Origin of the sequence: Chryseobacterium shigense, assembly GCF_014207845.1 — a bacterium.
In the GTDB taxonomy this organism is placed as follows: Bacteria; Bacteroidota; Bacteroidia; order Flavobacteriales; family Weeksellaceae; genus Chryseobacterium; species Chryseobacterium shigense_A.
Genome location: NZ_JACHLC010000005.1, coordinates 1 through 16,214, shown reverse-complemented (window position 1 = coordinate 16,214; position 16,214 = coordinate 1). Strand labels below are relative to the sequence as shown.

Here is a 16,214-nt window from a genome sequence, read left to right as displayed (position 1 = left end):
AGCTTATGAAAAATGAATTTAGTATTACCTGAATATTAATAGTAACATCTACCAGTTGAAAAGGTTACCATCTTTTCTCATAACAAACACTTTTATCGATACCTATATATTGCCCGTAATTAGGAATTCTGTAATAACCGCTTTTTTCATAGACAGAAAGTGCCTCGTTCTGTTCAAGTGAGCTTTCCAAAACAGCTTTAGAGTATCCCGCTTGCCGGGCCCAGGATTCCAGCTCCTGAACAATGGCCGTGGCCAGGCCTCTTTTCCTGAAATCCGGATTGGTAAACATTCTTTTGATTTCTACGGTATCTTCAGAGAACTTTTTGAATGCTCCGCAGGCCGCGGGAATTTCATCAATATAGATCACAATACAGTTTTTGATATTGTCAATTTTATTAAACTGGTCATAGAATGAATGATCGTCGCCATTCCGGATGGCAAGATCGGCATCAAGAAGTTTGACTAAATTCTGAAAATCCGTATTGGAAGAATCCGTTCTTTTTATGGTCATTATTGATTGATTTAAAGATTTAATACAATTTAAATATCTAAAAATTAGATTACAATATAAAAGCTTCCCCTGTGAGAGGAAGCTTGGAATTTATTTATTTTCAATTCTTTCAGGCATAGGTGGTGGCGGTTCCTGATAGCCAGCCTTTTTATCAAGTTTTTCTTTTATCTGAGTGGCTATTTCACGTCCCATTTTCCCTCCGGCTTCCATACTTTCTCTCATAAGAGCGGGCATAACTGTCAGAGTTTTTTGACCTATCGGAGATTTATAGAATTTTATAAGTTCATCAATATCTGATTCTGTATAATATTTAGCATAGATTGGAATGTAAATATCGGTCATTTTATTAGATGAAACTTCCGCAGTGAATTCTTTCCAGAATTCATCCGGAACATTGGGATGGTTTTCCTTAATCTGCTCAATAAACTGCTGCATTGCTGTGATTGCCATTTTATCAGCTCCGGTTATTCTGATAAATTCCCGGATCTTTGTGTCTGATGCCTGGGAAAAAGCAAATGTTCCCATAAATACGCTTAAAACGGTAACTAATTTTTTCATCTCAATTGATTATGGATGCACATTAAATTCTCTATTATTGATCAATTCTGCAATTGCAAGCATATCTTTTCCTATCAGCCTGTCATCTTCCAGCTTTTTAACTTTAGAACGAATAACAGCAAAGTTTTCTTCAACAATCTTTGAACATTTGAAAGGTCTTCTGAATTCTAATCCCTGTGCTGCAAACATCAGTTCCACAGATAAAATATTCACCAGATTTCCTAAAACCTGATTGAATTTTCTCCCGGAGATACTTCCCATTGAAACATGGTCTTCCTGGCCTAAACTTGTGGGGATAGAATCTGCCGATGCCGGGAAACACAGTGTTTTATTTTCAGTAACCAAAGCTGCTGAAGTATATTGAGGGATCATGAATCCTGAATTCAGTCCGGAGCTTTCTGTAAGTAATCTTGGCAGTCCATATTTCCCTTCTAACAAGAGGTAACTTCTTCTGTCTGAAATATTTCCCAGTTCAGCAGCTGCCAGTGTAGCATAATCCAAAGGAAGAGCCATCAGCTGTCCGTGGAAGTTTCCTCCGGAAATAGATTCTTCAGCGCTTAAAACAATTGGGTTATCTGTTACAGAATTCAGCTCTGTTTCAGCCATTATTTTAAGGTGTTCAAAAGCATTTCTGCTGGCACCGTGTACCTGTGGCACACATCGCATGGAATAAGGGTCCTGAACTCTTTCACATTCTTCATGAGCCTTCATATTTTCGGAACCTTTCAGAAATTTAACCATTCTGGCTGCTACTTTTTTACTTCCCTCAAAAGGTCTGATCTCATGTAGCTCTTTTTTGAAGGGACTTGCAGAACCTCTGTAGGCTTCAAGACTCATTGCAGCAGTAAGATCTGCCAAATCTAACAGATACTCGAATTTTTCTAATCCTTTGATGGCATGAGCCAGGATAAACTGGGTTCCGTTAATTAATCCTAAGCCTTCTTTCGGACCTAAAGCCAATGGTTCAAGGCCGTGTCTGTCCAGAACTTCCATCGTTTCAAAAATCTGGTCTCCTTCCCAGACCTGTCCCAATCCAAGCAATGGAAGCACAAGATGGGCAAGCGGGGCAAGATCTCCTGATGCACCTACGGAACCTTGTTCAGGAACTACGGGGATAATATCTTTTTCAAGCATCAGAATCAGTCTTTCAATTACTTCCAGGGAAACTCCCGAAAATCCTTTGGATAATGCATGAACTTTAGCAATGATCATGATCTTGGAAAATTCCTTGTCAATAGGCTTTCCTACTCCTACTGCATGGGAAATAATAAGGTTATATTGCAGCTGGGCAGTTTCGTCAGCTGATATTTTGGTATCACAAAGAGGTCCGAAACCAGTATTGATCCCATAGACACATCTATCGGACTCTACTATTTTCTGAACATTTTTCTGAGATTTAAGGATCTGTTCTTTGGCAGCTTTATTAAGTTTAGCTTTACCTGGTTTTTTACAGATTTCCAGAACATCATGGAAAGTGAAAACATCTACACCGTATATCATTTCTAAAAATTTCCTTAAAATTACACATTTAACAATAATTGTAAAAACTATATTTTGTGGTTTTATATTTTTCTGATAATAAGTAAATTAATTTACTATTTTTGCTGCAAAAGTTAAAAACAATTATCAATAACTTATGAAACTGAAAATTCTACTACTAATATTATGTCTGGCAGGTACTGCGACTTTCGCCCAGAAAGTAAAATATTCTAAGGAAGAGATCAAAAAAATGGAAACATATCTCTTTAATGAAGGTTTTAATACTCCATCCCCAAAAAAGACATCAACGATTATTTTAAAAGACGGAACATCACATAAAGGTTTCTGCAGTAAGATCGAAACTAAAAAAGGACAGATCTATGAAGTTTCCGTGAAAGACAGCATCACGAAAAAAAACGAGGTCTTTAACGCTGAACAAATCAGTGAAATGTATGTATATCCTACCAATGCGGAAAAAATTGCAAAAGTTGGAAAATATTTTGGAAATATCAGAAACTTCGGAACCAAAAAACTGACAAAGAATACAACGGGTGAAAGGATACACTTTGTAAACCAGACCGTTTCCCTGAAAAATAAAAAAGATGACAAAGAATTCCTGATGCAGCTCATCAATCCTGAGTTCAGTGATATTATTTCTGTATACCACGATCCGAGGGCTAAAGAAACAACAGGTTTTTCTGTAATGGGTTCTCCACAGCTTGGTGGCGGGGTTATTAAATCTTATTATGTAAAAAAAGGTGACAAGGTATTATGGCTTCATAAAGATGATTTTGAAGACAATTATGACTTCCTGTTTGGTGACAATGCAGAATTCATGAAAAAATATCCTAAAAATTCTGTTGAATGGGACTATTTCAGTTTCCTTGTCAATGAATATACTTCAATGAATAACGGATAAAAATATTTAATCATATTATTAAGCTGCAGAAAATTCTGCAGCTTTTTTTGTTCTTTTAAATCCGGGAAGGATTCCGTAATTTTGTTATATGAATCCTTCCTTAGAATTACAGCTCAAAACTTTACCATCAGAACCTGGCGTTTATCGTTATTATGATAAGAACGATCAATTGCTGTATGTAGGAAAGGCCAAACATTTAAAGAAAAGGGTTCTCTCCTACTTCAACAAAAATCTTCCGGGTTACCGTATTAAAATAATGGTAAGCAAGATCGTCCGCCTGGAAACAACCATTGTAAACAGTGAGTATGATGCACTTTTACTGGAAAATAACCTGATCAAGGAACACCGCCCTTTTTACAATGTTTTGCTGAAGGATGACAAAACGTATCCATGGATCTGTATTAAAAATGAAAGCTTTCCACGGATCTTTCTGACCAGAAATGTAATCAAGGATGGCTCTGAATATTACGGACCTTATGCCAAGGTTCGTCCGGCAAAGATTTTACTGGATACTATTAAGCATATTTATAAGCTCAGAACCTGTAATCTTAATCTTTCTCCGGAAAAAATAGTGGAAGGAAAATATAAGGTATGTCTGGAGTTTCATATTAAAAACTGTGAAGGCCCTTGTGAAGATCTGGAAAGTAAAGAGGATTATGATGAAAAGATTGATGCTATCCGGGGAATTATCAAGGGAGATTTCCGTAAAGCAAAGGAATATCTGGTGAATCAGATGATGAAAATGGCTTCGAACCTTAAGTTTGAAGACGCACAGGTTATCAAGGAAAGACTGGATATTCTGGAAGATTACCAGGCCAAAAACACGGTGGTAAACCCCAATATTGATGATGTTGATGTTTTCGGAATGACGAGCGATGAAACTGCGGCTTATGTGAATTTCTTCAAAATCAGAAACGGAAATATCATCCAGAGTTTCACAACGGAGATCAAAAAAATACTGGAGGAAACGGATGAAGATATTATGGAGGAAGCCTTGATTGAGATCCGTCAAAAATTCAGTTCCGATTCTAAAGAAGTATTATTGCCATTTCATCTTTCAGTAGAAATTCCGAATGTAAAGCTGATTGTTCCAAAAGTGGGTGACAAAAAAAGAATTGTGGAGCTTTCTGAGAAAAACGCGAAAGAATACCGTTTGGAAAAGCTAAAACAGGTACAGATTGTAGATCCTGAAAGGCATACAAACAGAATTATGGCCGAAATGCAGAAACTCCTCCGGATGCCTGTGGAACCGCGACATATTGAAGGTTTTGATAACTCCAATATCCAGGGGACAAATCCTGTTTCCGCATGTGTAGTCTTTAAAGACGGCAAACCAAGCAAAGCTGATTACAGGATTTTCCATCCAAAAACGGTAGAAGGCCCCAATGACTTTGCTACCATGGAGGAAGTGATCTACCGCCGTTATAAAAGAATGCTGGATGAAGGGGAAGATCTTCCGCAACTGATCCTGATAGACGGAGGGAAAGGACAGCTTTCTTCTGCCATAAAAAGCTTAAAGTTATTGGGACTTTACGGCAAGATTACGGTTGTAGGAATTGCGAAAAGGCTTGAGGAAATTTTCTTTCCTGAAGATTCTATTCCTTTATATTTAGATAAAAAATCCGAAACATTGAAGATTCTTCAGAGAGTAAGAGATGAAGCCCACCGTTTCGGGGTAAAGCACCACAGAACGAGAAGGAAAAACTCTACGATAAAATCTGAGCTGGAAGAAATTCCGGGTGTGGGAGAAAAAACGATTGAACTTTTACTTTCCAAACTGAAATCTGTAAAAAGGATCAAAGAATCAAGCCTGGAAACTTTGGAAGAGATTCTTGGGAAAAGTAAGGCGTCCGTTATATATGAATACTTCAACAGTAATTAATATCACACAAAACAAATAAAAAGGCTCTTAGAAAGAGCCTTTTGTGTAGTTATTTTTTTATGATCTTACCTAGATGTTCTCCTTTTTCGGTTTTTATTCTGACAAAATAAATTCCTGAAGAAAGATCTGATACATTAATCCTATCATTAATGCTCGCTATATTCTTTATCAATTTTCCGGAAGCATCAAAGATCTTCACTGTTTCAATTCTATAATTTCCTTTACTCTTTACTGAAAAATAATCTGTAACAGGATTAGGGTAGATCTGAATATCTGCATTGGTATTTTTATCATCTTTACGAATATCATCAGTGGCTAAATATACCGGCAGGGTATCCGTAATTTCATACATTTCGCTACCATGATTTTTTGTTGCGATGGAAAGGTATAATTTTTCCCCATCCGTTGCTATTTTTTCTATATTTTCGTTAGGCATCAGCTGATTGTCATCATTGGTTACAAAAATATCCATGGGCATTGTATTCGAGGTCGTACCATTTGTTTTCCATACCTTCTGGGAATCTCCGTTCAGGAAATACAGGTAATTATTGATACAGAGCATCTCTTTTGCAGAAGATAAGCTGGAAACTAAACTGAAAGTACCACTAGCAGTACCATCCGTTCTCCAAAGTTGAGCACCATTGTTATTGGTAAAAAACAGCAGATTTCCACATTTTTTAAATTTAGTTTCCCCAAAAAAGTTTCCGCTTAGAATCTCGGTAGTTCCTACAACAGTACCATCTGTTGAATAAAGACCTGATGGATATCCTGTAGTATTATAAAACAATTTACCATTTAAAACCTCTGTTTCCCTGGAAATATTTCCCGAGCCATAAGGTACTGCATGCGACTTCAACAAGACCGCAGATGCCTGATCTCCATCTGAAGCCCACAGCTCATTTTGCCCATAGCTTGAATTGTTTTCCTGTCTTTTTGTAAAGAAAAGCTTGTTATTGAAACTCTTTAATACTTTAATATCTCCATCTGTTCCGTCCTGATAGCTAAATTCAATAGCTTTTGAAGTTCCTGCAGATGTACCATCGGATTTCCAGATTCCCAGCTTGCCATTTTCTTTGGCTACAAAATAGGCAGAGCCGTTCAAAACTGCGGTTTGGGAATCCGTATTGTACATACTTCCCATATTATCTGCTGAAATATCTTTTACCAGAACCGCTGTATCTGTATCGTTGTCTATTTTCCATAATTCTGTTCCTATTACATTATTATAGCCGGAAAATAAAAGGGTATTGTCATTTAGGTTGACATAGAAGGAAGTATCGTAAGTAACCGTCCCCGGTGGTGTGGATAATCCTTCTGAATATATCTCTGTACCAGCCGTTCTGTACATGCCACTCCTTGGATTTGGAGTCCCGTTTTTAGTATAAAGATAGTTTCCTATTTTAAAGAAAGTATCTTTATTATCAGAAAACATTCCCATAAATGAAGTGTTTCCAAAAGTGGAAAGTCTTTCAAGCTGTTGTGTGTTTTTATTTCTTTTGTAAAGTTGATTGTTATACTGGCGGTCTGCAGCAATAAAAATGAGTTCATTGTCCAGAACTTCGAAAGAATGTGGTGCAGAACTTTCAAATCTGCTGATATCAGTGGCTAAAGAAGAAGTTTGAGAAACCGGATTTATTGAGAATAGTTCTGTTCCATTCTTTGGATTATATCCTGTGAGATAAATTTTAGAATTCAGATCAATAAAGCTATTATTATAAGGCATTCCAATATCTGTAATTTCAAATGTTTGAGATGGATTTCCGTTCGTTATCCAATACCTGTTGCCATAGTTTGGTTTTGTAAGGATTAAATGCATACCATCTGAACTTTTTCCGTACAATTCAGTTTCAGGTGGAGTATTGAATAAAACAGTTCCTACTTCGGTACCGTCTGTTTCCCAAATATAGTCACCATAAGCCGGACTTACTCCATTGGCATTGCTATCGAAATATATTTTATTATTAAGCCTTATAAATTTACTGTTCGCCATGGAACTTGTATTTCCCGGCATTATATTTTTAAGTATTTTGGTTCCTGCAGCCGTTCCGTCTGAAATCCAGGGTTCCATTCCTCCAGCATCAGGATCAAATCCTTCAAATACAAAATAATTATCTGCAGAAGCTCCATTCAAACGGGGTGTCCGTACGGGTTTTACTGAAACAGTTCCGGCTTCAGTTCCATCACTGGCATACAGTTCATACCCGGTTCCCAGATTGGCAATAAAGTAAAATTTATTATTTAGGGGTAGTATATTAAAATCCCCAGAAATACTTCCGCCCGCATTAGGTGCAATATCTTTCAGTAGAACAGTTCCGGCTACAGTTCCATCCGATTTCCAGATTTCTTTTCCAGAAACACCGTCATCGGCACCTATAATTAATTCGTTATTAAATGAATACATTTTTACATCTCCGGAATACACAAAGGTTTTCACTTTCAGCAATACCTTTGAAACCGTGTCATACGACCACAGCTCATTTTGTACGTAATAGAAAATTTTATTTCCGGCAACAACAAGGTTACCGATAGAATAGTTTGAATTGAGATCTTTTTCTTTCATCGTTCCGGCAACGGTTCCATCTGTTACCCAAAGCTGATAACTGGAAAAGGTCTCCTGAGCCAGAAAATATATTTTGCCGTTTACATTTACAAAAGATGGAGAACCGGACAGACCACTATTGTAACCCGGGAAAATATCTTTAAGTAATGCAGATTTTTGAGTTACAGAATTAAAGCACCAGAGTTCTCTTCCTTCATCACTGAATCTTGTGGCTGGAAAAATAATCAGATCATTCAGCTTAATCAAATTGCCGGGATCACTGGAAGAACCGAAATTTATTTCATGCAGCTTGGCATTGAAAATATTTTGTGCATTGGAATATATTGACAAAGTTGCCAATATGGAAATATAAATTTTTTTCATAGGTAATAAAATTGACCCTTAACTCATTCTTTCGTTTGAATTAAGGATCATATATTGTTATTCAAATGTATCTTATTTTGCTGAGAATACTTCTTTAGTAAAGTCCCCGTTAGATTGTGGCATATCAATCACGATATTTCCATTTTCAAAATACCCGATGGTATAACTCCCGTCCGCAAGCTTTACCCTAAAGATGTCTTTTTTAGAAGAAGTTTTGAAAACAGCAAATGGTACTGAGCTTCCACTGTCTGCCAGAATAAACTGATTGTTATCAACCTGTATTTTCTGCAGGCTCAGTTTGCCATTTGTATATTTTCCTGATTTATTTTCTGAAACTGGTGCAGATGAAGCTTCCTCACTTTTCTTAACCACCTGTTCTTGTGGACTTTCAGCTTTTGTAATCTGAAGAGTGGACAGAGGATTTGAAACAGGAACTGCAATAACTGCCTGTTTCAATGCATCCTGAAATCCTTCCTTAAAGTCTTTGATATTAGAGGAACCTTTTGAGGAAAATAAAGTTTTCTCATTACAGTCTTTAATTTCTATCATTACTCTATTCTTCAAAAAGTTGCTGTTATCTAATACATTAGCATTTAAAACATAACAGGGATTTTCTCTTGCATCTGCAGGCCAATCTTTTATTCCCTGCAAAACTATGTATTTCTTGTTTGACAGGCCTTTTATCGTTGCTGCTTCAAGTCCGTAAGAATCTTTATCAAAGTCTTTAAATCTTTCCGGAACAGAAATATATTTATAATCTGAAACCTTCTGTCCAAAAACAGTAGTTAGTGCCAGCATTAATGTGAGTATTGAAATCTTTTTCATTGCTTTTAAATTACATCTCAAAGTTAATCATTTCTGAAAGCTCCCATATCCAATTTAAGAGAGAAAAAGTTAGAGTAGAAATTGGAACCTCCAATTCCTGAATTCGTGATTGCATAATCCAGTGTCAATCCTCTGTATCTGATTCCAAGACCGGCGCTCGGCTGGAAAGAAACTTTTCTTTTCAGGTCTTCAATATCTGTAATAGACTGGAACCTGTTTACCCCAAGTCTTACAAAGATCATTTTCTGATACCCAAGTTCAGCACCGGCATAAGGAGTTATACTTGCAAAATCTGTTGATATTAAAGCTGCAGTTTTGGCAAAGTCAACATTGATTCCGGCTTCCGGTAATACATAAACGCTGCTGTTGATATTGAATATTTTACTTGCCCCCACATTCAGTTTAGGCATGGTAAGCTCCATTTTATCTTTTGGTGCCGGGTTAAATTCTTCACCGTTCACTACCGTTGAAAGTTCTCCCTGATTGATGCTCCAAAAGTTGACAGTAGTAGTTGCATCACGCAACATACCTCCGAATTTCCATCCGTTGTCCGCTTTATAAATAGCCCCGATATCAAAACCGAAACCATAGCCGCTGGCAAATTTCCCTACATTTCTGTAAACAATTTTAGCATTTACCCCTACATCCAGCTTTGTATTTCCTGCCGGATTAAAGGCATAAGAAAGGATAGCAGCATAGTCGGACTGGGAAAATTTTGTAATTTTATCATAATCGATATTACCTTCAGAATCAATCATCTGTGTAGTGTTCAGGATATTGTCTACCCCGAGCCTTACAATAGAAACTCCAAATACGCCCTGTTCCAATACTTTTGCATAAGCCAGATAATCATATTTCGCAATAGATTCAAAATATTCTGCGTGCATTGCTGCTCCTTGCCAGTCTTTTTCGATAGCCATCAAACCTGCCGGGTTCCACATGGGTGAATATACATCATCCTGGTTGGAAATTACAGCTCCCCCCATCGCCAGTCCTCTTGCTCCGGCCCCGATATTTAAAAATTCATTAGAGTATTTTCTTATGATCTGAGATTGGGACAACCCAAACAGCAGTGAAAATGCAAATAAAAAATATTTCTTCATCATATAAATTTGATGCTTAGTTAAAGTTTTTTTGTTTTCTGGCTTTCATTAATCCGTTTACAATAATAGCCAATATCATAACGCCTGAAGCTACATAAAATATAGGACTCATTTCTTCTGATTCTCCAAAGATAAAAAAAGCTAGTATAATTCCGTAGACAGGTTCTAAATTAACTGTTAAAATTAGAGTAAAAGGCGAAATATATTTCATCAGCTTCACCGATTCCAGCATTGGGAAAGCCGTAAAAACACTTGCCAACAAGCATATTAACGCCAGATCTCTGTAGTTTATTTCATGTATCTGAAAAATCTGCCCCGTAAACATATAAATTATCGCCAGAAAAATCCATCCGCTGAAAATTTCATAGAATATAATATTTCCCGAGCTTGTTTTGCCAAACATTTTACCGTTAAAAACAGAAAAAACAGTTCCGAATACGGCACAGAGAATTCCATATATGATCCCTTCTTTAAAATGAAATTCAGTCTTAAAAATTAATAGTATACAAGCAACTATTACCACTCCCATTACCACTTCAGAGATATCAATTTCCCGTTTAAAAATAACCGGTTCCAGTATGGAAGCAAATAAAGTGGAAAGGGACAGGCAGCTTAATGCTATTGAAACATTGGATACTTTAATAGAATAAAAAAAACAATACCAATGGAGCGCCATAGCACAGCCTATTCCGGCAAGCTGAAAGAATATTTTTCTTGATACTTTAATACTCTCTTTCTTGTAAATCCTGATAAATACAAATAAAAATACAGCAGCAAACAGCATCCGGTAAAATACCAGAATCTGGGCATTGGCATGAATGAGTTTTCCCAAAATAGCAGTGAACCCCCACAAAAAAACAATCAAATGCAGCCTGAAAAGTGCTAATTTTTGCATATTCTAACTTCTGTAAATTTTTAACAGGCAAATTTACAAATAGCTTTTAGAAATATTGATAAAAAGATAAATTTGGCAGAAAAAAAGCAGAAAATGTAAAATAAAGTTCATTCATCATAATTCTCACATAAAAAACCCTGAAAATTTGTTCAACGTTCAGGGCCTTCAAATAATAAACTATTAAAAAAATAAACTAGGAACTAGAGTATTTATCAAGGAATATTATCCCTTTTACTCTGAAGTAAAGTTAGAAAAAATATCAGTAATTTAAAAATATTTTTTTGTTAAAAATTTCACAATTTTCTGAGAACCAATATATTAAACGCTTGTTTTACTTCAAATGGAATTCATTATAAAAATAGTATCTTTAGCCGTAAAAAATTGAAAATTTTATGGACCTTGAATTTAACAAACGGGAAGATCAGAATAGATTAAAATTATCTGAAATCAATCAATTGCTCGCTGAAATAAAAAAAGGAGGCGGAGAAAAGAGGCTTCAAAAGCTTCGCGATGAAGGAAAAATGACAGCCAGAGAAAGAATTGAATATCTTCTTGATAAAGGTTCAGATTCCATTGAAATAGGTGCGTTTGCCGGCTATGAAATGTATGAAGAGCATGGCGGATGCCCCAGCGGAGGCGTTGTAGTTGTAATGGGTTATGTTTCCGGCAGGCAATGTATTGTTGTTGCCAATGATGCTTCTGTAAAAGCGGGCGCCTGGTTTCCTATTACCGGAAAGAAAAACCTGAGAGCTCAGGAGATTGCCATGGAAAATAAGCTCCCGATTATCTATTTGGTAGATTCCGCCGGTGTTTACCTTCCTATGCAGGATGAGATTTTCCCTGATAAAGAAATGTTCGGAAGAATTTTCAGAAATAATGCTAAAATGAGTGCTGCAGGAATTATCCAGATTTCTGCAGTAATGGGCAGTTGTGTTGCAGGTGGAGCATATCTTCCAATCATGAGCGACGAAGCGATGATCGTGGAAGGAACAGGCTCTATTTTCCTTGCAGGAAGCTATTTGGTGAAGGCTGCTATTGGAGAAAGTATTGATAACGAAACTTTGGGAGGAGCTACTACACATTGCTCAATTTCAGGAGTTACAGATTATAAAGCTAAAGATGATAAAGATGCTCTGAACAGGATCAAAAATATCATGAAATCTCTCGGATCTACTGAAAAAGCGGGTTTCGACAGAATTGAAAGCGTTCAGCCAAAAGAGAAACCTGAAAATATTTTCGGGATTATGCCTGTTTCAAGAGCTGAACAATATGATACTTATGAGATCATTAAATGCCTGGTTGATAATTCTGAATACGAAGAATATAAGCCTGATTACGGAAAGAGCATCATTTGTGCAACAGCAAGAATCGATGGCTGGTCTGTAGGAATTGTAGCCAACCAAAGAAAGCTTGTAAAGAGCGGAAAAGGTGAAATGCAGTTTGGTGGAGTTATCTATTCAGATTCTGCAGATAAATCAACCAGATTTATTGCCAACTGTAACCAGAGAAAAATTCCTTTGATATTCCTTCAGGACGTTACAGGATTCATGGTAGGTTCAAAATCTGAACACGGTGGAATTATTAAAGATGGTGCTAAAATGGTAAATGCAGTTTCAAATTCTGTAGTTCCTAAATTCACGATTATTACAGGAAATTCCTACGGAGCCGGAAATTATGCCATGTGCGGTAAAGCTTATGATCCAAGATTAATTGTAGCATGGCCATGGGCAGATCTTGCTGTAATGGGTGGAGCTCAGGCTGCAAAAGTTTTAGTGCAGATTCAGGAATCTACATTGAAAAAACAAGGCAAAGAGATCTCTGAAGAAGAGCATAATGAAATTTTAAATACTATTACAAAAAGATATCAAAAGCAGACAGAGGCTACTTATGCTGCTGCAAGACTTTGGACAGATGCCATCATCAATCCTACAGATACCAGAAAATGGATTTCTATGGGAATTGAAGCGGCAAATCATTCTCCGATTACCGAGAAATTTAATCTGGGAGTTATTCAGGTTTGATGCTGCCGGATTATCATTAAAATAATAAAAAAGATGTGGATTCGTTTTCCACATCTTTTTTTATTTTATTTCCGAAATTTTTTTTTAAAATGCTTAAATAATGACTGCGGTCTTAGCTTCGATTACGACTATTATTTGAGTTCATTTTATAGTTTCGGCTGCGGCGGCAAAGCCGCAGCCGAAACTATAAAAAAATAAGTACTGAAAGAGAAAAAGCCTCTTAAATATAAAATATTTAATTAAGAAAAGAACACTCCTGTTCTGAACCTCTCTTTATTCAGTTTTTTATTAACTGCCAATCCCCAAAGAATAAATTCCTTCAAAAATAAAATATCTTCCGGCTGCGTATCCGGTTGATATTTTTCAATGATCTGATCTAGCGGATCAATCCTGTTAAGAGATTTCGCATAGTTTTCATCTGAAGATTCATCTGTAATTTCCAGGAAGCCATCATCTTCCAAAAACCAATCTGTAATCTGGCTGAATGGTCCGTCAATATTTTTTTTCTCCAACTTTTCCACTTTCGGGAAATAGGATGTGAATAAAGTTCTGATCGCATTGTCAATTAGCAATTGAGCAACCGCTTCTGCTCCTTCCTGTTCGCCTTCATACACCAACTCCACTTTCCCTGTAATCGCAGGAATGATACCCACAAAATCACTTAGTCTTACAGAAGTTGTTTCGTCACCTGTTAGCAAAGACCTGCGTTCTGCTGTACTCAATAAATTTTCAAAAGCAGTGATACTCATACGTGCGCTCACTCCACTTTTTGAATCTACATATTCGCTTTCACGGGCTTCAAAGCCAATCTGCTCCAAAAGATCTTTCGCCAAAGCGGGAACATATACTCCATTTTTCTGACGGCTGTCTGAATTGGATTCATAATTGGTGATTTCTCTTGCAATAGTAATACTTTCAGGATAATGCGTTAGAATCTGAGATCCGATACGGTCTTTCAAAGGTGTTACGATACTTCCTCTGTTCGTATAATCTTCAGGATTCGCTGTGAAAACAAACTGAATATCCAAAGGCATTCTTACCTTAAATCCGCGAATCTGCACATCACCTTCCTGCAAAATATTAAACAAAGAAACCTGAATTCTCGCCTGAAGATCCGGCAATTCATTAATTACGAAGATACAACGGTTCGCACGCGGAATCATCCCAAAATGAATCACACGGTCGTCTGCATAAGAGAGTTTAAGATTGGCTGCTTTAATAGGATCTACATCACCGATCAGATCGGCAACGGTAACATCCGGAGTCGCCAGTTTTTCGAAAAATCTTTCATCGCGGTGAAGCCATTCTATCGGAGTATTATCACCTTCTTTTTCAATTAATTCTTTAGCGAAACGGGAAATCGGATTCAATGGATCGTCATTAATTTCACTTCCTGCAATAAAAGGAATCCATTCATCCAACAAAGACGTCATCATTCTTGCCAGCCTGGTTTTTGCCTGCCCTCTCAATCCTAATAAATTAATATTATGTCGGCTGAGAATAGCATGCTCCAATTGAGGAATAACTGTATTTTCGTAACCGAAAATCCCCTCAAATACAGACTCTTTATTCCGAATTTTAGTTTTTAAATTATCTCTTAATTCGTCTTTAATATTTTTTGATGTATATCCTGATGCTCTTAGGGAGCCTAATGTTTTTATAGTTGGCTTTTCAGTCATTTTATTTAAAATCTGATTTATAAATTTCTTGAAATATATTTTTATGAATAATGAATTTTTTAACGAATTCTTTTCTTACGATTGGTCTCATAATCTTCAAAAATCATGTGACCTAAACCGTTAAGTCCGGTATAAAAAGCTTTTCCTTGATTGGCTTCTGTAAATTCACTCACAAAACGCTGTAAATATGGATCCTGAGCAATCATGAAAGTAGTAATAGGAATATGTAATCTTCTGGCCTGAGACGCCATATTGTAGCACTTCTGAACCACATACTCATCCAAACCGTAAGAATTCATATAATAGGTACCATCCGCCTGACGAACACAACTAGGTTTTCCGTCGGTAATCATAAAAATCTGTTTATTGGTATTTCTTTTTCTGCGTAAAATATCCATCGCCAGTTGAAGACCGGCAACCGTATTCGTATGATAAGGCCCCACCTGCAAATAAGGAAGTTCCTGAATTTTAACGGGCCATGCATCATCACCAAAAACGATAATATCCAAAGTATCTTTCGGATAACGTGTAGTAATCAGTTCTGCAAGTGCCATTGCTACTTTTTTGGCCGGAGTGATTCGGTCTTCACCATACAAAATCATACTGTGACTAATATCTATCATCAAAACCGTACTCATCTGAGATTGATGAATACTGTCTTCCACAATCAGATCATCTTCAGTAAGATGAAAATCACCGATTCCATTATTGATTTGGGCATTTTTAAGACTTTCCGTAATAGAAATTTTTTCTACCGGATCGCCAAAATTATAATTACGGAATTCTCCTGTTGTATCTTCTCCCGTTCCGCTTTTATTAGTTTTATGATTCCCATTTCCACTTTTTCCAAGGTTCCCGAATATTTGATTAAGTGCCTGTTTGCGAATATTCTGTTCCATTTTTGCACTCAGGCGAATCCCATTTCCACCATTATGATCAACTTCTTCACGGATATATCCTTTCTTTTTAAGGTCTTCAATAAAATCATCGATAGTGTATTCCGGAGTAGTAAGTTGGTATTCTTCATCCAACATTCGAAGCCAGTCGATCGCTTCATCAAAATCTCCCGAGGTATGGGTTAACAAATCTGTAAAAATTTCCAACAGCCGATCAAATACAGATAACTCCGGTGCTTTGTAATTTCCAAATCTGAACCCTCTCACAATATGCTCTTTCATACAATAAAGTTACAACATATATAGTAAGGTCTTTAAGAGATTTAATCTATTTTAATTTTTTATGAATAGAAATAATCTTGATTTATTTTCAGAAGTGAAGTAAGGCTTATATGGATTATGAATGAATATGGATTAGTCTCCAAACAAAAAAAAGTCTCATACAACAGTGTTGTATGAGACTTTTAATAAAAACTGGCGGCGACCTACTCTCCCGCTTTCGCAGTACCATCGGAGCTGGTGG

The 16,214-nt window shown here is 36.6% G+C and carries 12 protein-coding genes; 3 read left to right on the top strand and 9 right to left on the bottom strand.

Annotated features, from left to right (window positions below):
* Positions 1 to 64: 64 nt before the first annotated feature.
* The 3 genes from HNP36_RS16160 to hutH all read right to left on the bottom strand — a co-directional run bounded on the left by HNP36_RS16160 (position 65) and on the right by hutH (position 2,569).
* Positions 65 to 511, bottom strand: coding sequence for a GNAT family N-acetyltransferase (locus tag HNP36_RS16160; protein ID WP_184166809.1), 447 nt, complete (start codon positions 509 to 511; stop codon positions 65 to 67).
* A gap of 90 nt (positions 512 to 601) precedes the next feature.
* Complete coding sequence (locus HNP36_RS16155; RefSeq protein WP_184166806.1) at positions 602 to 1,069, bottom strand: DUF2059 domain-containing protein; 468 nt, start codon at positions 1,067 to 1,069, stop codon at positions 602 to 604.
* Between the two features lie 9 nt (positions 1,070 to 1,078).
* Positions 1,079 to 2,569, bottom strand: a complete 1,491-nt coding sequence (gene hutH, locus HNP36_RS16150) for a histidine ammonia-lyase (RefSeq protein WP_184166802.1) — start codon at positions 2,567 to 2,569, stop codon at positions 1,079 to 1,081.
* Positions 2,570 to 2,705: 136 nt separating this feature from the next.
* Between hutH and HNP36_RS16145 the strand changes: the two genes are divergently transcribed.
* Positions 2,706 to 3,467, top strand: a complete 762-nt coding sequence (locus HNP36_RS16145; protein ID WP_184166799.1) for a hypothetical protein — start codon at positions 2,706 to 2,708, stop codon at positions 3,465 to 3,467.
* An 88-nt stretch (positions 3,468 to 3,555) separates the two neighbouring features.
* Positions 3,556 to 5,349 (top strand): excinuclease ABC subunit UvrC, encoded by a 1,794-nt coding sequence (uvrC, locus tag HNP36_RS16140; protein ID WP_184166796.1) that lies wholly within the window; start codon positions 3,556 to 3,558, stop codon positions 5,347 to 5,349.
* Positions 5,350 to 5,398: 49 nt separating this feature from the next.
* Here uvrC and HNP36_RS16135 read toward each other — a convergent pair whose 3' ends face one another.
* The 4 genes from HNP36_RS16135 to HNP36_RS16120 form a co-directional block, all read right to left on the bottom strand.
* The gene (locus HNP36_RS16135) at positions 5,399 to 8,272 is read right to left on the bottom strand and encodes a T9SS type A sorting domain-containing protein (protein ID WP_184166793.1); all 2,874 of its coding nucleotides are present in this window, start codon (positions 8,270 to 8,272) and stop codon (positions 5,399 to 5,401) included.
* Positions 8,273 to 8,344: 72 nt separating this feature from the next.
* Positions 8,345 to 9,097 (bottom strand): hypothetical protein, encoded by a 753-nt coding sequence (locus HNP36_RS16130; RefSeq protein WP_184166790.1) that lies wholly within the window; start codon positions 9,095 to 9,097, stop codon positions 8,345 to 8,347.
* Positions 9,098 to 9,120: 23 nt separating this feature from the next.
* The gene (locus HNP36_RS16125) at positions 9,121 to 10,203 is read right to left on the bottom strand and encodes a PorV/PorQ family protein (RefSeq protein ID WP_184166786.1); all 1,083 of its coding nucleotides are present in this window, start codon (positions 10,201 to 10,203) and stop codon (positions 9,121 to 9,123) included.
* Positions 10,204 to 10,216: 13 nt separating this feature from the next.
* The gene (locus tag HNP36_RS16120) at positions 10,217 to 11,095 is read right to left on the bottom strand and encodes a DMT family transporter (protein ID WP_184166783.1); all 879 of its coding nucleotides are present in this window, start codon (positions 11,093 to 11,095) and stop codon (positions 10,217 to 10,219) included.
* A 392-nt stretch (positions 11,096 to 11,487) separates the two neighbouring features.
* Here HNP36_RS16120 and HNP36_RS16115 point away from each other — a divergent pair, with 392 nt between their 5' ends.
* On the top strand, positions 11,488 to 13,116 hold the full coding sequence (locus HNP36_RS16115) for an acyl-CoA carboxylase subunit beta (protein ID WP_184166780.1): 1,629 nt from the start codon (positions 11,488 to 11,490) through the stop codon (positions 13,114 to 13,116).
* A gap of 239 nt (positions 13,117 to 13,355) precedes the next feature.
* Here HNP36_RS16115 and HNP36_RS16110 read toward each other — a convergent pair whose 3' ends face one another.
* Both HNP36_RS16110 and HNP36_RS16105 read right to left on the bottom strand, forming a co-directional pair.
* Positions 13,356 to 14,795: an AAA family ATPase gene (locus tag HNP36_RS16110; protein WP_184166777.1), complete on the bottom strand. Its 1,440-nt coding sequence runs from the start codon at positions 14,793 to 14,795 to the stop codon at positions 13,356 to 13,358.
* Between the two features lie 59 nt (positions 14,796 to 14,854).
* Complete coding sequence (locus HNP36_RS16105; protein ID WP_184166774.1) at positions 14,855 to 15,973, bottom strand: vWA domain-containing protein; 1,119 nt, start codon at positions 15,971 to 15,973, stop codon at positions 14,855 to 14,857.
* Between the last annotated feature and the right edge of the window lie 241 nt (positions 15,974 to 16,214).